We start from the raw sequence: 17,706 nt of genomic DNA, 5'->3' as shown, positions 1-17,706 counted from the left end.
TGGGCCGGATCAGAGCCGGAAGCGGCTGGTGTCCTGCGCCAGGCTGGCGGAGGCCCCCAGCAGGGTGCCGGCCCGTTCCCGGTTGGTTTGGGCGGAGCGGCCGGTCTGCTCGGCCATGACGGCCACCTGCTCGACCTGGCGGGCGATGCTCTGGGCGGCGCCGGCCTGTTCCTGGGTGGCGCCGGCGATGTCCTCGATGGCTTCGATCACCCGGGACGAGCGGTCGGCCACGTCCCCCAGGGCGGCTTCCAGCTGGCGCGAGGCCTCCACCGAGCGGGCCACCTGGTCCACGGCGCTGGCGATGGTCTCGCGTACCGAGCCGACGCCGGCCTGGACCTGGGAGAGGATGGCGGAGATTTCCTGGGCGGACTGGCCGGACTGTTCGGCCAGCTTGCGCACCTCGTCGGCCACCACGGCGAAGCCGCGGCCGGCCTCGCCGGCCCGGGCGGCCTCGATGGCGGCGTTGAGGGCGAGCAGGTTGGTCTGCTCGGCGATGCCCTTGATGGCGGCCAGTACGTGCTCGATCTCCTGGGAGCGGCGGCCCAGGTCGCCCACCTGCTCGGCGGACTGCTGTACTGCCTGGGACGAATCCTCCATGGCGGCGATGGCTTCGCCCACGGTCGCCTGGCCGGTGGTCACCACGCTCCCCGCCGCCCGGGTCAGTTCCAGGGCGGAGCGGGCGCCCTCGGCCACCTGGTCGATGCTGCTGGACAGCTGTTCGGTGGAGGCGGACATGGAGGCGGCGGCCTCGCTCTGGGCGGCGGTGGCCTGGTCGAGTTCGGCCGACGTGCCGGACAGTTCCTGGGCGGTGCTGCCCAGGGCGCCGCTGGTGTCCTTGAGGCGGCTCACCAGGCTGCGGATCGAGGCGATGGCCTGGCCCAGGGAGCGGGACAGCACGTCTACCTCGTTGCGGCTGGCGGGGTCGCCGTGCAGGGCCACGGACAGGTCGCCGGCGCCGAGGCGCTCGGTGGCCTGGACCAGCCCGGCCACGGGCTTGAGGCGCCAGGCGGCGAAGGCGGCGATGCCGGCCACCAGGGCGATGCCGAGCAGGGCCGAGACGAGGATGACCTTGTTGCGCAGGGTCAGGGTGTCGCCGGTGAATTCGTCGGTCCAGGAACCGACGGCGACGATCCAGTGCAGCTCGGGCATTTCGCGGATCACCACCACCTTGTCGCGGACCCGGCCGTCGCTGTCGGTCCAGGGGTATTCGAGCATGCCGGTCTTGAGCTTGAAGATCTGCTCGCCGATGGCCGCCGCCGCAGGGCCCGCGTCGGAGAGCTTCTTGCCTTCGAGCTTGGGATGGATCACGTATTCCCCTTCCTTCTGGTCGCCGTGAGGCTCGGACAGCACGAAGGGGTAGCCGGTCTGGCCGACCTTGGCGGCGAGCAGCTTCTCCTTGAGCAGGGTCACGTTGCTCTCGGCGTCGAGGCGCATGGTGATGGCGCCGACCACCTTGCCAGCCTCATCCTTGATCGGCGTCACGGCGATGGCGTACATGCGGCCGCTACGCTGGATGGTGCCGACGAAGTTCTCGCCCTTGGAGATGTTGGGGATGTAGCTCTCCTTCTCCGGTACCGCCTCGCCGATCCGGGAAGCGCCGTTGGCGTCCTTGAGTAGGGTGGCGGTCCGGTAGAAACGCTCGCCCTGGCGTACCAGGAAGGCGGCTTCGCGGCCGCTGTTGAGCTTCCCGTAGTGCTCCAGGAAATCCCGGTTGCCGCTCAGCACCAGGTTGCCCGCCACCAGCTCGGGCAGTTCTTCCTGGCCCTGACGCACGGTACGGCCGGACAGTCGCACCGGGCCGGGCAGGGTGCGCTCGAAGGCGCGCAGGTTTTCCAGGGCCCGGGCCTTCAGGGACTCCTGGGCGAATTCCAGGGTGGTGATGATCAGGCCGGCCTGCTCGTTGAGGGCGGCCTGGGTGCGGGCCAGGGCGCTCTGCTTGGCCAGGTAGGCGACGACCAGGCTTTGCGTCACGATCATCAGGAGGGTGGCCAGGGCGGCCACGGCGAGGAGTTGCTTGGAGAGTGGCAGGCGTTTCATTGATTTTTATCGTGCGTTGGTCGGCAGGCGTTCTCGGGCGCGCACGTTGGTCGTGCGTCTTGGCCGGGGATTGTAGGAGAAATACCACTTTAGTCATGTGGTCTTATCCACGGCCCCAGCAAAAAGGCCCGGCGGATGCCGGGCCTGGGCGCCATCCGGGGGATGGCGGGGCGAGATGACGGCTGCCGTGCCGAGGCCTACACCCGGAAGCGGCTGGTGTCGGCCGACAGGGCGTCGGCGGAGGCCAGCAGGGACGAGGAGCGTTCCCGGTTGGTCTGGGCGGAGCGGCCGGTCTGCTCGGCCATGACGGCCACCTGCTCGACCTGGCGGGCGATGCTCTGGGCGGTGCTGGCCTGTTCCTGGGTGGCCCCGGCGATGTCGCCGATGGCCTCGCCGAGCTGGCCCGAGTGCTCGGCCACCTGGCCCAGGGCGGCCTCCAGCTGGCGCGAGGCGTCCACCGAGCGGGCCACCTGGTCCACGGCGCTGGCGATGGTCTCGCGCACCGAGCCGACGCCGGTCTGGACCTGGGAGAGGATGGCGGAGATTTCGTGGGCGGATTTGCCGGACTGTTCGGCCAGCTTGCGCACTTCGTCGGCGACCACGGCGAAGCCGCGTCCGGCCTCGCCGGCGCGGGCGGCCTCGATGGCGGCGTTGAGGGCGAGCAGGTTGGTCTGTTCGGCGATGCCCTTGATGGCGGCCAGCACGTGCTCGATCTCCTGGGAGCGGCGGCCCAGCTCGCCAACCTGGTCGGCGGACTGCTGCACCGCCTGGGCGGTTTCTTCCATGGCGGCGATGGCCTGGCCCACCGTCACCTGGCCGTCTTCCACCACCTGACGGGCTTCCTGGGTCAGGCCCAGGGCGGAGCGGGCGCCTTCGGCCACCTGGTCGATGCTCACCGACAGTTCTTCGGACGAAGCGGACATGGAGGCGGCGGCCTCGCTCTGGGCGGCGGTGGCCTGGTCCAGGTCGGCGGACGAGGCCGACAGTTCCTGGGCGGTGGAACCCAGGCTGGCGCTGGTGTCCTTGAGGCCGGCCACCAGGCTGCGGATCGAGGCGATGGCCTGGCCCAGGGAGCGGGACAGCACGTCCACCTCGTTGCGGCTGGCGGGGTCGCCGTGCAGGGCCACGGACAGATCGCCGGCGCCGAGGCGCTCGGTGGCCTGGACCAGCCCGGCCACGGGCTTGAGGCGCCAGGCGGCGAAGGCGGCGATGCCGGCCACCAGGGCGATGCCGAGCAGGACCGAGACGAGGATGACCTTATTGCGCAGGGCCTGGGTGCGGCTGGTGAATTCGTCGGTCCAGGAGCCGACGCCCACCTTCCAGTGCAGTTCCGGCAATTCCCGCACCACCACCACCTTCTCCCGCTGCCGGCCGTCGGCGTCCGCCCAGTCGTAAGTGAGCATGCCGTCCTTGTGCTTGAGAATCAGCTCGCCGATGCGGGCACCCTGTTCGCCGGTCTCGGAGAATTTCTTGCCCTCCAGAGAGGGATGGATCACGTACATGCCTTCTTTTTGGTCGCCGAAGGGCTCGGCCAGGACGAAGGGATAGCCGGTTTCGGCGATGCGCGTCTCGTGCAGTTTCTTCTTGAGCAGGGCCACGTTGCTCTCGGCGTCCATGCGCAGGGCGATGCCGGAGATGACCTTGCCGCTGTCGTCGACGATCGGCACTACGGCGATGGCGTTCATCCGACCGCCGCGCTGGACCGTGCCCAGGTAGGGCTTGTTGGCCAGGATGTCCTGGGTATACGAACCGGGGGCCGGCGGCATTTCCTCGCCGTTGCGGTACTGGCCGTTGGCCCCTTTGACCAGGGTGGCGATGCGGTACAGCTTACCCTCGTGGGCCACCAGCCAGCCCACCTCCCGTCCGGGGTTGGCCTTGCTGAAGGCGTCGAGGGCGGCGGAGTTGTTGTTCAGCACCAGGTTGCCGGCGGCCACCTCGGGCAGTTCGATGTTGCCGGTCTTGACCATGCGCCCGGTCAGATGCACCGGGCCGGGCAGGTTGCGCTGGTAGTTGGCCAGGGCGTTCTGGGCCCGGTCCTTGAGGGATTCCTGGGCGAATTCCAGGGTGGTGACGATCAGGGACGCCTGCTCGTTGAGGGCGGCCTCGGTCTGGGCGATGGCGCTTTGCCGGGCCAGGTAGGCGACCACGGCGTTCTGGACGAGCACCATGACCAGGGTGGCGGCGGCGGCGATGGCAAGGATCTGTTGGGTGAGGGAGAGTCGTTTCATGGCTGGAGTGGGGCTGGCCTGGTGTGGCGCACCAAGTGCGCCACACAGTTATGCCAGAAATAGTTTTTTGTATGCACGGACGATTCTACTTCGAACGTCATAGGACGTATAGTTTGAAAATCGGTTGCTCATGGCGTAACTCCAATAGGGGCGCGGAGTTCCGGGCAGTTTGCCCGGCGAATGGCGGGCCGGCGTATCCGCAAGCCGGGGGGCGGAGCGGTGTCCGGCGGGGAGCGCGAAAAAAGAAACGGGGGCCCTGGCGGCCCCCGTCGGTTACGGCGTATTGCAGTGTGGTCAGCGCTGGCGCATCAGGCCGTCACGGCGGTGTCGAGACGGAACTTGACGAAGCTGCCGGGGGCCGGCTCCACGGCCTTCAGGCCGCCCTGGCCGGGCACCCGGGCGGGCACCTGCTTGCTGCCGTTGAGGGCGGTAACCCACTCCTGCCAGTCGCTCCACCAGGAACCGGGATTCTGGGTGGCGCCGGCCAGGAACTCGTCGCTGGTCTCGGGCAGGGTGGCGGCCGGGTTGGTCCAGTAGCCGTACTTGTTGGCCACCGGCGGATTCACCACCCCGGCGATGTGGCCGGAGCCGCCCAGCACGAACTTGACCGGACCCTTGAACAGGCGGGCGCCCAGGTAGGTGCTCTTCCACGGGGCGATGTGGTCCTCGACGGTGGAGATGAAGTAGGACGGCGTGGTGATCTTGCTCACGTCGATCTTCACCCCGTTCAGGGTGATGCCGCCCGGGTCCTTGAGCTTGTTGGCCATATACATGTTGCGCAGGTAGAAGCTGTGCATGGCCGCCGGCATGCGAGTGGAATCGGAGTTCCAGTACAGCAGGTCGAAGGGGAAGGGGTCCTTGCCCATCAGGTAGTTGTTCACCACGAACGACCAGATCAGGTCGTTGGCGCGCAGCATGTTGAAGGTCATGGCCATCTCGGAGCCTTCGAGGAAGCCGCGCTCGTTCATCTTCTTCTCCAGGGACGACACCTGGTCTTCGTCGATGAACACGCCCAGTTCGCCCGGGATGGAAAAGTCGATCATGGAGGTGAAGAAGGTGGCGGAGGCGACCCGCTTGTCCTTCTTGGCCGCCAGGTAGGCCAGGGTGGTGGCCAGCAGGGTACCGCCCAGGCAGTAGCCGGCCATGTTCACTTCCTTCTCGCCGGTGGCCTGGCACACCGCCTCGATGGCCGCCAGGGAGCCTTCGAGCAGGTAGTCCTCGAAGCTCTTCTTGGCCAGGTGGGCGTCCGGGTTCACCCAGCTCATGATGAAGGTGGTGTGGCCCTGGTCGGTGGCCCACTTCACGAAGGAGTTCTTCTCGCGCAGGTCGAGGATGTAGTACTTGTTGATCCAGGGCGGGATGATCAGCAGCGGGGTCTTGTTCTGTTCCTTGGTGGTCGGCTCGTACTGGATCAGCTGGAACAGGTCGTTCTGGAACACCACCTTGCCCGGGGTGGCGGCCACGTTCTTGCCCGGCTCGAAGGCGCTGGTATCGGTCATGCGGATGCGCAGCTGGCCGTCCCCCGCCTCGATGTCGTGAAGCAGGTTGTTGAGGCCCTTGATCAGGTTCTGGCCGTGGCTCTTCACCGTCTCGCGGAACACTTCCGGGTTGGTAAAGGCGAAGTTGGACGGCGACAGGGCGTCGATGTACTGGCGGGTGTAGAAATTGACCTTCTTCTGGGTGTTGTCGTCCAGGCCCTCGACGTCGCACACCGTGTCGTGGATGTGGCGGGCGGCGATCAGGTAGGACTGCTTCATGAAGTCGAACAGGAAGTGCTGTTCCCAGTCCTCGTCGCGGAAGCGGTTGTCGCCCTTGGCCGGGCTGGCCACCGGCTGGGCGTTGACGCCCATCATGCGCAGCATGGAGCCCTGCCACAGGGAGAAGTAGTCCCACATCATGCCCATCTGGGCCTGGGCGATCTTGTAGGGGTTGGCCATCAGGCGGGCGGACAGGTCCATGAAGGCCCGGGCGATGCCCAGTTCGTCGGAGGGGGGGCTGACCCCTTCCTTGGCCTTCTTTTCCATGTAATGGGTCAGCAGCCGGGAGGCCCGTTGCGCCACCTCGGCATAGGACTTGGCGATTTCGGCGGGGTTGGGCAGGGGAGTGCTTTCGTTCTCGACTTGCTGCGACATCGGTGTCTCCTTGGTTTGGATCAGGTCTGGCGGCACTGCTGAAGAACGGTTGCCCCCGAGCGGATCAGGGGCGGCGGAAGCGGATCACGCCGTCGCCGCCGGCCTCGCGGCGCAGGCGACGGGCGTGCTCCAGGTAATTCAGGTGGGCGATGGCCTCGCTCATGGCGAACATCACCTGGTGCGAATCCAGCTCGCGCTTGAACAGCACCGGCAGCAGGTCGCCGGCGCTCCGGGGCTCGGTGCAGGCGGCCTCCACGTCGGCCAGGCGCTCGTCGTGGTGCTCGGCCAGGGCGGCGACCCGGTCGGCCAGGCCGTAGAACGGCCGGCCATGGGAGGGCAGCACCAGGGGATCGTCGCCCAGGGCACCGTAGCGGGCCACCGAGTCCAGGTATCGAGACAGGGAATCGGCGTCCGGCGTCACGGCGAACACGCTGACGTTGGTGGTTATACGCGGTAGGACCATATCCCCCGAAATTAATACGTCATGCTTACAGGAAAATAACGCCGCGTGTTCAGGCGCATGACCGTAACCGGTCACCACCTGCCATTCCGTGTCGCCGACGGCGATCCGGTCCCCGTCGATGAGCCGCTCGTAGCGCTGCGGCAGGGCCGGCACCCCCTTGGGATAGACCGCTCCCCGGGCCGCCAGCTTGGCGCAGCGCTCGTCGTCCAGCCCGTGCAGGCGGAAGAAGCTCACCATGTCGTCGGTGCCGTGGCCGGCGGCTTGGTGCCACACCGCGTGGGCGGTGAGGAACTCGCCGGCGGTCATCGCCAGGGGGGCGCCGGTGCGCTCCATCAGCCAGGCGGCGAGCCCCAGGTGGTCCGGGTGAAAGTGGGTGACGACGATCCGCTCCACCGGCTTGTCCAGCCCGGCCAGCAGGGTTTCCCAGGCGGCCTTGACCTCGGGGGTGGCGATGCCGGTGTCCACGATGGTCCAGCCGGTGGGGGATTCGAGCAGCCACAGGTTGATGTGGTCGAGGGCGAAGGGCAGGGGCATGCGCAGCCACCAGACGCCCGGGGCCACTTCGATGCGCTCGCCCGGGGCGGGCAGGTCGGGGAAGGGGTAGCGGGGTTGGCCGGCGGTTTCGCCGGAGGCGGCGGCAGCGGGTGCGGCGGTGGTCATGAAACGTCCGTGAATTGATGGAGGTTAGGGAAACTGACTACACTGGGGGATTGGGACGGCCGTCAGGCGGTCCTGCCCTCTGGGACGGGAAGTATCTCCGTCCATGCTCCGGGAATTGTGGAGCCGTGTTGTCTCTTTTCTTCGACTATAGCCCTCAAGGCCCGGGCCTGACCACAGGCAGCGCTTCGCCGCCCCGCTTCGCCACCCTGTTCCGGCCCGCCAGAATCCATGCCCACTACCCGCACCTACACCATCTCCGAGCTCGCCCGGGAGTTCGACATCACGCCCCGGACGATCCGCTACTACGAGGACCAGGGTCTGATCGCGCCGAGCCGGGAAGGACGCAACCGGGTCTATTCGCGGCGCGACCGCATCCGCCTCAAGCTGGCCCTGCGCGGCAAGCGCCTGGGCATCTCCCTGGCCGAGATCCGCGAGATGATCGACATGTACGACATCGGCCGCGGCGACGAGGTGCATCAGCTGGAACGTTTTCTCGACGTGCTGCAACGGCGCCGCGCCGCCCTGCTGCAACAGCGCGAGGACATCGAGGCGGTGCTCGGCGAGATCGATTCTTTCGAAACCCAGTGCCGCCAGATGCTCGCCAGCCACGAAGGGGCCGTGGCTGCGCCGGGCGCGTCGACCGCTTCGTCCGCCCCGGCGCTTCAGGAGCAGGCCCGGGCCAAGGCCTGAGCGCTTTGCGCGGCGGCTCGGTTGACGTTAACGTCAACGTCACGTAAAAACACGCCATCGCCCCCCGGCCAATCCGCCACCAGACTTCCGCCATGTCCGCTCCTCGCACCCCCTTCTATCCCGCCGACGCCGGGTTCGCCGGCCGGGTGCGCGCCAGCTTTGCCCGGCAGAAGGCCATGGCCCACCTGGGGGCCAGCCTGGCCGAAGTGGAAGCGGGGCGCTGCGTCATCCAGCTGCAGCACCGCGAGGAAGTGACCCAGCAGCACGGCTACATCCACGGCGGCGTGGTGGGCGCCATCGCCGACTCGGCCGCCGGCTACGCCGCCATGACCCTGACCCCGGCCGACGCCAGCGTGCTCACCGTGTCCTACACCCTGAACCTGATGGCACCCGCCGCTGGCGACCACATCGAGGCCCACGGCGAGGTGGTCCGGGCCGGCCGCACCCTGCTCGTCACCCGGGCCGACGTGTTCGCCTATAACGACGGGGAGGCCACCCTGTGCGCCACCCTGCAGCAAACCATCATGGCCCTGGCCAACCGGCCGGAGCGCTGAGGCGCCGGCCGCCGGAATCGCAAGATCGCAGCACCCCATATAAAACGACAATCCGGAGACAAACCATGCACATCCCTTCCCTCGATTTCGGCCTGGGCGAAACCCTGGACATGCTGCGCGACACGATCCGCGATTTCGCCGAAAAGGAGATCGCCCCCCGGGCCGCCGAGATCGACCGCAACAACGAATTCCCCGCCGACCTGTGGAAGAAGTTCGGCGACCTGGGCCTGCTCGGCATGACCGCCGAGGAGGAGTACGGCGGCACCGGCCTGGGCTATCTGGCCCACATCATTGCCATGGAGGAGCTGTCTCGCGCCTCCGCCTCGGTGGGCCTGTCCTACGGCGCCCACTCCAATCTGTGCGTCAACCAGATCCGCCGCAACGGCAACGCCGCCCAGAAGGCCAAGTACCTGCCCAAGCTGATCTCCGGCGACCACGTCGGCGCCCTGGCCATGTCCGAGCCCAACGCCGGCTCCGACGTGGTATCGATGAAGCTCAAGGCCGAGAAGAAGGGCGACCGCTACGTCCTCAACGGTTCCAAGATGTGGATCACCAACGGCGGCGACGCCGATACCCTGGTGGTGTACGCCAAGACCGACGTCAACGCCGGCGCCAAGGGCATGACCGCCTTCATCGTCGAAAAGGGCATGAAGGGGTTTAGCCACGGCACCCACCTGGACAAGCTGGGGATGCGCGGCTCGAACACCTTCCCCCTGTTCTTCGACGACTGCGAAGTGCCCGAGGAGAACGTGCTGGGCGGCATTGGCAACGGCACCAAGGTGCTGATGTCCGGCCTCGACTACGAGCGTGCCGTGCTGTCCGGTGGCCCCCTGGGCATCATGGCAGCCTGCATGGACACGGTAGTGCCCTACCTGCACGAACGTAAACAGTTCGGCCAGAGCATCGGCGAATTCCAGCTGATGCAGGGCAAGGTCGCCGACATGTACTCGGTGTGGTCCGCCGCCCGGGCCTACGCCTACGCCGTCGGCCGTGCCTGCGACCATGCCGATCACGCCCGCAGCCTGCGCAAGGACGCCGCCGGGGTGATCCTGTACACCGCCGAGAAGGCCACCTGGATGGCCGGCGAAGCCATCCAGGCCCTGGGCGGCGTCGGCTACACCAACGAATATCCCACCGGCCGCCTGTGGCGCGATGCCAAGCTCTACGAGATCGGCGCCGGGACCAGCGAGATCCGCCGCATGCTGATCGGCCGGGAGCTGTTCGCCGAGACCGCATGACCGAATCCGCCCGGGGGCCTCGCGGCGCCCGGGCCGGAGCATTTCAACCTAGGAGAGCACCATGTCTGACCCCATCGTCATCGTTTCTGTCGCCCGCACCCCCATGGGGGGCTTCCAGGGCGACTTCAACAGCCTGACCGCACCCCAGCTCGGCGCCACGGCCATCAAGGCCGCCGTGGAGCGGGCCGGTATCAAGCCGGAGCAGGTGGAAGAGGTGGTGTTCGGCAACGTGCTGCAAGCCGGCGTCGGCCAGGCCCCGGCCCGCCAGGCCGCCCTGGGCGCCGGCCTGTCCCTGGCCGCCGGCTGCACCACCATCCACAAGGTGTGCGGCTCCGCCCTCAAGGCGGTGATGATGGTCCACGACGGCCTGCTCGCCGGTTCCTACGAGATCGGCGTGGCCGGCGGCCAGGAATCCATGTCCAACGCCCCCTACCTGCTGCCCAAGGCCCGCGGCGGCTATCGCCTCGGCCACGGCCAGCTGCTCGACCACATGTTCTTCGACGGCCTGGAAGACGCCTACCAGAAGGGCCGCCTGATGGGCACCTTCGCCGAGGAATGCGCCGAGTCCTACGGCTTCACCCGGGCCGCCCAGGACGAGTTCGCCATCACCTCCACCACCCGGGCCCAGGCCGCCATTAAGGAAGGCAAGTTCAAGTGGGAAATCGCCCCCGTCACCATCGCCGGCAAGAAGGGCGACGTGGTGGTGGACCAGGACGAGCAGCCCCTGAAGGCCCAGATCGACAAGATCCCCGCCCTGAAGCCCGCCTTCAAGAAGGACGGCACCGTCACCGCCGCCAACTCCTCCTCCATCTCCGACGGCGCCGCCGCCCTGGTGCTGATGAAGGAATCCAAGGCCAAGGTCCTGGGCCTCACCCCCCTGGCCAAGATCGTCGGCCACACCACCCACGCCCAGGAACCCAACCTGTTCACCACCGCCCCGGTCTTCGCCATCGAGAAATTCCTGAAGAAGGCGGGCTGGAATGCTGCCGACGTGGACCTGTGGGAAATCAACGAAGCCTTCGCCGTGGTCACCATGGCCGCCATCCACGACCTCAAGCTCGATCCGGCCAAGGTCAACGTGCACGGTGGCGCCTGCGCCCTGGGCCACCCGATCGGCGCGTCCGGCGCCCGCATCCTGGTGACCCTGCTCGGCGCCCTCAAGCAGTACGGCAAGAAGAAGGGCGTTGCTTCCCTGTGCATCGGCGGCGGCGAGGCCGTGGCTGTCGGCGTGGAGATGCTGTAACGTGCGGACGGCCGGCGCACTCCCCATGGCGCACCTTGCGGTGCGCGGCATGGCGGGCGCCGGCCGTCCTCCCATCCGTCCCGCGAAAGCCCCCGTCTTGAATTCCCCGACCGCCACCGCCGGTAGCACTCGGCTCACCCCGGCCATCCTGGCCAAGCTCGTCGTCACCATGTTCTTCTGGGGCGGTACCTGGATCGCCGGCCGCGTCGTCGTCCAGGAAGTCCCGCCCCTGGCCGCCGCCTTCTGGCGCTTCCTCACCGCCGGCCTGGCCCTGGCCGCCGTGGCCGTGGTCAGCGAAGGCGGCCTGCCCAAACTGTCGCGCCAGGAGTGGCTGACCGTCACCCTGCTCGCCCTGTCCGGCATCGCCCTCTACAACTTCTGCTTTCTGTTCGGCCTCAAGCACATCGCCGCCGGCCGGGGCGCCCTGGTGGTGGCCCTCAACCCCGCCGTGGTGGCCCTGTCCGCCTGGTTGTTCTTCGGCGACCGGATGACCCCGCGCAAGGCCCTGGGCATCGTCCTGGCCATGGCCGGCTGCCTGCTGGTGATTGCCAACGGCCACCCCACCCGCCTGTTCGCCGGCGCCATCGGCCTGGGCGAGGTGCTGATCCTCGGCTGCGTCGTCTTCTGGGCCATCTACACCTTCATCGGCCGGCGCGCCACCGCCACCATGAGTGCCCTGGCCGCCACCGCCTACGCCAGCCTGATCGGCTGCGCCATGCTCGGCGCCGCCGCCGCCGTCAATGGCGACCTGGGCGTGCCCGACTACAGCCCGACCGCCTGGTCGGCGATCCTCTTCCTCGGCCTGCTCGGCACCGCCCTGTCCTTCACCTGGTACGCCGACGGCGTGCAGCGGGTGGGGCCGGCGCGTACCGCGGCCTTCATCAACCTGGTCCCCCTGTTCGCCGTGTTGCAGGGGGCCTGGCTGCTCGGCGAGCGGCTGTCCACCGCCGCCTACCTGGGCGGCGCCCTGACCATCGTCGGCGTGATGTTCACCACCGGCGTCCTGGGAGGCCGCCGCGTGTAGCCGCCGCAAGCAACGCCGTCCGGCGCTCCGCCACCTAAATAAAACCGGGGGCGCCGGATTTCAATCACAGGGAGCCGCCCGGCGGCTCCGGGGAGACGAGAACGTGGAGGAGACACCCATGCATCGCAACCACCCGCCCGGCGGCCTGCCCGCCGGCAGACGCGCGCAACCCGCGCGGAGGGCGCCATGACCGCGCCCCTGGACTTCTACTTCGATTTTTCCTCGCCCTACGGCTACCTGGCGGCGGAACGGATCGACGACCTGGCGGCCCGCCACGGCCGCAGCGTGGCCTGGCATCCGGTACTGCTCGGAGTGATCTTCCAGAAGACCGGCGCCGTGCCCCTGACCCAGGCGCCCATCAAGGGCCAGTACGTGCTGCGCGACTTCGCCCGTTCGGCCCGCTTCATGGGGCTGCCCTACCGCCAGCCGAGCCGCTTTCCGCTCGCCACCCAGGTCGCCGCCCGGGCTTTCTACTGGGCCTGGGATCAGGATCAAGCACGGGCCCGCGACTTCGGCCGGGCCCTGTTTCGCGCCCTGTTCGTGGATGACCGGGACATTTCCGACCCGGCTACCGTGCTGGCCATTGCCGCCGCCCAGGGGTTCGATCCCGCCGCCCTGGAAGCGGCCCTGGCCACCCCGGCCCTCAAGGACCGTCTCAAGCAGGAAGTCGAGGCGGCCCTGGCCCGGGGCGTGTGCGGGTCGCCCTACATCGTCGTGGATGGCGAACCTTTCCTCGGCGCCGACCGGCTGCCCCAGCTCGAACGCTGGCTGGCGGCGGGCCCCGGCGGTTTCTGACGGCCTTCCGGCCGCGGTTTCATCCCGAATCCAATCCAACCCAGCAGCGCATCTCCCGACGCACCGCGAGTGACGCCATGACCATACTGACAACCCAGCTCAATCCCCGCTCCCTGGACTTCCAGGCCAACGCCGAAGCCATGGGCACCCTGGTGTCCCACCTCCAGGACACCGTCAACCGCATTGCCCTGGGCGGCTCCGAATCCGCCCGGCAGAAGCACCTGGCCCGAGGCAAGCTGCTCCCCCGGGAGCGGGTGAACACCCTGGTGGACCCGGGCTCCCCCTTCCTGGAAATCGGCCAACTGGCCGCCTACGGCATGTACGGCGGTGCCGGCGAGAACTTTGAGGTGCCCGCCGCGTCGATGATCGCCGGCATCGGCCGCATCGAGGGCGTCGAATGCATGATCGTCGCCAACGACGCCACGGTGAAGGGCGGCACCTACTACCCCCTGACCGTGAAGAAGCACCTGCGCGCCCAGGAGATCGCCGAGCAGAACCATCTGCCCTGCGTCTATCTGGTGGATTCCGGCGGCGCCTTCCTGCCCCTGCAGGACGAGGTCTTCCCTGACCGGGACCATTTCGGCCGCATCTTCTACAACCAGGCCAACCTGTCGGCCAAGGGCATTCCCCAGGTCGCCGTGGTGATGGGCTCCTGCACCGCCGGCGGCGCCTACGTTCCGGCCATGAGCGACGAATCGGTGATCGTGCGCGAGCAGGGCACCATCTTCCTCGGCGGCCCGCCCCTGGTGAAGGCCGCCACCGGCGAGGTGGTGTCCGCCGAAGACCTGGGGGGCGCCGACGTGCATACCCGGGTTTCCGGGGTGGCCGACCACTTCGCCGAGAACGACGCCCACGCCCTGGCCATCGCCCGGCGCATCGTGCGCGACCTCAACTGGCAGAAGCGGCCGCCGGTGAGCCTGCTGCCGCCGCGCCCGCCCCGCTACGACGCCCGGGAGCTGTACGGGGTGATCCCCACCGATACCAAGAAGCCCTTCGACGTGCGCGAGATCATCGCCCGCATCGTGGACGGCTCCGAGTTCGACGAATTCAAGGCCCGCTACGGCACCACCATCGTCTGCGGATTTGCGCGCATCTTCGGCTATCCGGTGGGTATCGTCGCCAACAACGGCATCCTCTTCTCGGAATCGGCCCTCAAGGCCGCCCACTTCATCGAACTGTGCGCCCAGCGCGGCATCCCCCTGGTGTTCCTGCAGAACATCACCGGCTTCATGGTCGGGCGCAAGTACGAGAACGGCGGCATCGCCCGGGACGGGGCCAAGATGGTGACGGCAGTCGCCACCGCCAAGGTGCCCAAGTTCACCGTGGTCATCGGCGGGTCGTTCGGCGCCGGCAACTACGGCATGTGCGGCCGGGCCTACTCGCCCCGTTTCCTGTGGATGTGGCCCAACGCCCGCATCTCGGTGATGGGCGGCGAGCAGGCCGCAGGCGTTCTGGCCACGGTCAAGCGCGACGGCCTGGAGGCCGCCGGCAAGACCTGGAGCGCCGAGGACGAGGCCGCCTTCAAGGCGCCGATCCGCGACCAGTACGAAACCCAGGGCCACCCCTACTACGCCAGCGCCCGCCTGTGGGACGATGGGGTGATCGATCCGGCCGATACCCGCCGGGTCCTCGGCCTGGGCCTGTCGGCCGCCTTCAACGCCCCGGCGGAAGAAACCAAGTTCGGCATCTTCCGCATGTGACCCCCGCACGGATACGACCATGACCACCTACAACGCCATCCTGCTCGAAGTCGACGGCCCCGTCGGCATCCTCACCCTCAACCGGGGCGACCGGCACAACGCTTTCGACGAAACCCTGATCGCCGAGATCACCGCCGGCCTGAAAGAACTGGAAGCCAACCCCGCCGTGCGCGTGGTGGTGCTCTCCTCCACCGGCAAGAGCTTCTGCGCCGGGGCCGATCTCAACTGGATGCAGCGCGCCGCCGGCTACAGCCCGGAAGAGAACCTGCGCGACGCCCGCAACCTGGCCGAGCTGCTGCGCACCCTCAACGAACTGGCCAAGCCCACCGTGGCCCGGGTCCAGGGCCCGGCCTACGGCGGCGGCGTCGGCCTGGTGTCGGCCTGCGACGTGGCCATCGCCACCTTCGACGCCCAGTTCGCCCTGACCGAGGTCAAGCTCGGCCTGATCCCGGCGGTCATCAGCCCCTACGTCATCCAGGCTCTGGGCACCCGGGCGGCGCGCCGCTACATGCTCAGCGCCGAGCGCTTCTCCGCCTCCGAGGCCTACCGCCTCGGCCTGGTGCACGAGATCGTGCCCGACGAGGCGGCCCTGGACGACGCCGTCGGCGAGGTGGTGGAGGCCCTGCTCAACAACGGCCCCAACGCCCAGGCCGAGTGCAAGGCCCTGATCGCCGCCGTGGCCGACCGGGCCATCGACGCGGCCGTGATCGAGGACACCGCCCAGCGCATCACCCGGGTGCGGGCCTCGGACGAAGGCCGGGAGGGCATCGGCGCCTTCCTCGAAAAACGCAAACCCGCCTGGATCGCCTAACGCCACTCCGCACCATTTCGCCCGGAGGGCCGGCGCCCGCGTGGGCTGCCGGCCTGCTCCGCAAGGGGGACACATGTTCAGCAAGATTCTGATTGCCAACCGCGGCGAGATCGCTTGCCGCGTCATCAAGACCGCCCGCCGTCTCGGCGTGCGCACCGTCGCCGTTTATTCCGAGGCCGACGCCGGCGCCCGCCACGTGCGCCTGGCCGACGAGGCCGTGTGCATCGGCCCCGCCGCCGCCCGGGAATCCTACCTGGTGGCGGACAAGATACTGGCCGCGGCCCGGGCCACCGGCGCCCAGGCGATCCACCCGGGCTACGGCTTTCTCTCCGAGAACGCCGAGTTCGCCGACGCCTGCGCCGCCGCCGGGGTGGTGTTCATCGGCCCGCCGGCCGCCAGCATCCGCGCCATGGGCAGCAAGTCCGCCGCCAAGGCCCTCATGGAAAAGGCCGCCGTGCCCCTCACCCCGGGCTACCACGGCGACAACCAGGAGCCGGACTTCCTCAAGGCCCAGGCCGACGCCATCGGCTACCCGGTGCTGATCAAGGCAGCCGCCGGGGGCGGCGGCAAGGGCATGCGCCTGGTGGAAAAGGGCGAGGACTTCATCGCCGCCCTGGCCTCGTGCAAGCGCGAGGCCAGTTCTTCCTTCGGCAACGACCACGTGCTGGTCGAGAAATACATCACCCGGCCGCGCCACATCGAAATCCAGGTGTTCGGCGATACCCACGGCAACTGCGTGTACCTGTTCGAGCGCGACTGCTCGGTGCAGCGCCGCCACCAGAAGGTGCTGGAAGAGGCCCCCGCCCCGGGCATGACCCCGGAGCGCCGCCGCCAGATGGGCGAGGCCGCCGTGGCCGCCGCCCAGGCCGTGGGCTACGTCGGCGCCGGCACGGTGGAATTCATCGCCAACCAGGACGGCTCGTTCTACTTCATGGAGATGAACACCCGCCTCCAGGTGGAGCACCCGGTCACCGAAATGATCACCGGCCAGGACCTGGTCGAGTGGCAGCTGCGCGTCGCCTCCGGCGAACCCCTGCCCCTCAAGCAGGCTGACCTGGCGATCTACGGCCACGCCCTGGAAGCGCGCATCTACGCCGAGGACGCCGACCGGGGCTTCCTGCCCTCCACCGGCCGCCTGCTGCGCCTCGCGCCGCCGGCGGAAAGCCTCTACGTGCGCGTCGATACCGGGGTGGAAGAGGGCGACGAGATCACCCCCCACTACGACCCGATGGTGGCCAAGCTGATCGTCTGGGACGAGAACCGGGACGCCGCCCTGGCGCGCATGCGCCAGGCCCTGGCCGATTACCGGGTGGTCGGGGTGACCAGCAACATTCCCTTCCTCTCCCGCCTGGTGGCCTGCCCGGCCTTCGCCGGGGCCGACCTGGACACCGGCCTGATCGAGCGCCAGCGCGACTACCTGTTCCCGGGCGACGCCCCGTTGCCGGCTCTGGCCTTGCAAGTGGCCTCGGTGGCCGAGCTGCTGCGCGAACAGGCCCAGGCCGAGCAGGCGGCGAGCACCAGCGCCGACCCCTGGTCCCCCTGGGCGAGCCGGGACGGCTGGCGCATGAACCTGACCGGCCGGCGTACCCTTACCTGGAAGTCGGCGGGCAACGACACCGAAATCACCGTGGAGGTGGCCTACGGCAACGACAGCTGGACCCTCGCCCTGGCCGGCGAGGCCCCGGTGCTGGCCCGGGGCAAGTGCCTGGGCGGCGACCGCCTGGCGGTGGAGCTGGACGATCGGCGCCTGCTCGCCAGCGTGGTGGCGGTCAACGACACCCAGAGCGAACGGCGCCACGTCTTCCTCAACGGCAGCACCTTCATCCTGGAGCGCCACGACCCCCTGCACAAGGTGGAGGCCGGTGGCCATCAGGGCGGCGGCCTGACCGCCCCCATGCCGGGCAAGGTGGTGGCCCTGATCGCCACGCCGGGGCAGAAGGTCGAGGCCGGCGCGCCGCTGCTGATCCTGGAGGCGATGAAGATGGAGCACACCATCACCGCCCCCAAGGCCGGGGTGGTGAAGGCCTTCCGCTACGCCGCCGGCGACCAGGTCAGCGACGGCGCCGAACTGGTGGATTTCGAGGCGGCCTGAGCGCCCGGCCTAACCGCAGGCCGGCGGGGCGGGATGTCC

Annotated in this window: 13 protein-coding genes; 9 read left to right on the top strand and 4 right to left on the bottom strand. The window is 68.7% G+C overall.

The features are described from left to right. Positions 1–9: 9 nt before the first annotated feature. The 4 genes from V7Z98_RS13830 to V7Z98_RS13815 form a co-directional block, all read right to left on the bottom strand. Entirely contained in the window at positions 10–2,037 is a 2,028-nt protein-coding gene (locus V7Z98_RS13830; RefSeq protein ID WP_334158627.1) for a methyl-accepting chemotaxis protein, read from the bottom strand. Positions 2,038–2,234: 197 nt separating this feature from the next. After that, positions 2,235–4,265: a methyl-accepting chemotaxis protein gene (locus tag V7Z98_RS13825; protein ID WP_334158626.1), complete on the bottom strand. Its 2,031-nt coding sequence runs from the start codon at positions 4,263–4,265 to the stop codon at positions 2,235–2,237. Positions 4,266–4,573: 308 nt separating this feature from the next. Continuing rightward, on the bottom strand, positions 4,574–6,397 hold the full coding sequence (locus V7Z98_RS13820) for a PHA/PHB synthase family protein (protein ID WP_293260559.1): 1,824 nt from the start codon (positions 6,395–6,397) through the stop codon (positions 4,574–4,576). Between the two features lie 64 nt (positions 6,398–6,461). Then, positions 6,462–7,520 carry an MBL fold metallo-hydrolase gene (locus tag V7Z98_RS13815; protein WP_334158624.1) on the bottom strand — a complete coding sequence of 353 codons (1,059 nt, stop codon included), beginning with the start codon at positions 7,518–7,520 and terminating at the stop codon, positions 6,462–6,464. A gap of 228 nt (positions 7,521–7,748) precedes the next feature. Between V7Z98_RS13815 and V7Z98_RS13810 the strand changes: the two genes are divergently transcribed. The 9 genes from V7Z98_RS13810 to V7Z98_RS13770 all read left to right on the top strand — a co-directional run bounded on the left by V7Z98_RS13810 (position 7,749) and on the right by V7Z98_RS13770 (position 17,667). After that, positions 7,749–8,210 carry a MerR family transcriptional regulator gene (locus V7Z98_RS13810; protein ID WP_293260553.1) on the top strand — a complete coding sequence of 154 codons (462 nt, stop codon included), beginning with the start codon at positions 7,749–7,751 and terminating at the stop codon, positions 8,208–8,210. A 92-nt stretch (positions 8,211–8,302) separates the two neighbouring features. After that, positions 8,303–8,764 (top strand): PaaI family thioesterase, encoded by a 462-nt coding sequence (locus tag V7Z98_RS13805; protein WP_293260550.1) that lies wholly within the window; start codon positions 8,303–8,305, stop codon positions 8,762–8,764. 65 nt (positions 8,765–8,829) lie between these two features. After that, a complete protein-coding gene (locus V7Z98_RS13800; RefSeq protein WP_334158623.1) occupies positions 8,830–10,002 on the top strand; it encodes an isovaleryl-CoA dehydrogenase in 1,173 nt (390 codons plus the stop codon). 61 nt (positions 10,003–10,063) lie between these two features. After that, positions 10,064–11,245 carry an acetyl-CoA C-acetyltransferase gene (locus V7Z98_RS13795; RefSeq protein WP_334158621.1) on the top strand — a complete coding sequence of 394 codons (1,182 nt, stop codon included), beginning with the start codon at positions 10,064–10,066 and terminating at the stop codon, positions 11,243–11,245. A 97-nt stretch (positions 11,246–11,342) separates the two neighbouring features. Beyond that, on the top strand, positions 11,343–12,269 hold the full coding sequence (locus tag V7Z98_RS13790) for a DMT family transporter (protein WP_293260543.1): 927 nt from the start codon (positions 11,343–11,345) through the stop codon (positions 12,267–12,269). A 186-nt stretch (positions 12,270–12,455) separates the two neighbouring features. After that, entirely contained in the window at positions 12,456–13,064 is a 609-nt protein-coding gene (locus V7Z98_RS13785; RefSeq protein ID WP_334158620.1) for a 2-hydroxychromene-2-carboxylate isomerase, read from the top strand. Positions 13,065–13,141: 77 nt separating this feature from the next. After that, entirely contained in the window at positions 13,142–14,764 is a 1,623-nt protein-coding gene (locus V7Z98_RS13780; protein WP_334158618.1) for a carboxyl transferase domain-containing protein, read from the top strand. Between the two features lie 19 nt (positions 14,765–14,783). Next, on the top strand, positions 14,784–15,575 hold the full coding sequence (locus V7Z98_RS13775) for an enoyl-CoA hydratase/isomerase family protein (RefSeq protein ID WP_293260535.1): 792 nt from the start codon (positions 14,784–14,786) through the stop codon (positions 15,573–15,575). Positions 15,576–15,648: 73 nt separating this feature from the next. Then, the gene (locus V7Z98_RS13770) at positions 15,649–17,667 is read left to right on the top strand and encodes an acetyl/propionyl/methylcrotonyl-CoA carboxylase subunit alpha (RefSeq protein WP_334158617.1); all 2,019 of its coding nucleotides are present in this window, start codon (positions 15,649–15,651) and stop codon (positions 17,665–17,667) included. Positions 17,668–17,706 lie beyond the last annotated feature (39 nt).

This window comes from Oryzomicrobium sp. (genome assembly GCF_036820405.1).
Classification (GTDB): Bacteria; Pseudomonadota; Gammaproteobacteria; order Burkholderiales; family Rhodocyclaceae; genus Oryzomicrobium.
Note: the sequence above shows the minus strand (reverse complement) of the source record. Positions and strands in the feature narration are given on the sequence as shown.

Bases quoted from the DNA above. Each gene is read 5' to 3' on its own strand.
- V7Z98_RS13780 (WP_334158618.1), top strand. From the start codon at position 13,142: ATGACCATACTGACAACCCAGCTCAATCCCCGCTCCCTGGACTTCCAG.
- V7Z98_RS13800 (WP_334158623.1), top strand. From the start codon at position 8,830: ATGCACATCCCTTCCCTCGATTTCGGCCTGGGCGAAACCCTGGACATG.
- V7Z98_RS13810 (WP_293260553.1), top strand. From the start codon at position 7,749: ATGCCCACTACCCGCACCTACACCATCTCCGAGCTCGCCCGGGAGTTC.
- V7Z98_RS13795 (WP_334158621.1), top strand. From the start codon at position 10,064: ATGTCTGACCCCATCGTCATCGTTTCTGTCGCCCGCACCCCCATGGGG.
- V7Z98_RS13820 (WP_293260559.1), bottom strand. From the start codon at position 6,397: ATGTCGCAGCAAGTCGAGAACGAAAGCACTCCCCTGCCCAACCCCGCC.
- V7Z98_RS13825 (WP_334158626.1), bottom strand. From the start codon at position 4,265: ATGAAACGACTCTCCCTCACCCAACAGATCCTTGCCATCGCCGCCGCC.
- V7Z98_RS13805 (WP_293260550.1), top strand. From the start codon at position 8,303: ATGTCCGCTCCTCGCACCCCCTTCTATCCCGCCGACGCCGGGTTCGCC.
- V7Z98_RS13770 (WP_334158617.1), top strand. From the start codon at position 15,649: ATGTTCAGCAAGATTCTGATTGCCAACCGCGGCGAGATCGCTTGCCGC.
- V7Z98_RS13775 (WP_293260535.1), top strand. From the start codon at position 14,784: ATGACCACCTACAACGCCATCCTGCTCGAAGTCGACGGCCCCGTCGGC.
- V7Z98_RS13785 (WP_334158620.1), top strand. From the start codon at position 12,456: ATGACCGCGCCCCTGGACTTCTACTTCGATTTTTCCTCGCCCTACGGC.
- V7Z98_RS13815 (WP_334158624.1), bottom strand. From the start codon at position 7,520: ATGACCACCGCCGCACCCGCTGCCGCCGCCTCCGGCGAAACCGCCGGC.
- V7Z98_RS13830 (WP_334158627.1), bottom strand. From the start codon at position 2,037: ATGAAACGCCTGCCACTCTCCAAGCAACTCCTCGCCGTGGCCGCCCTG.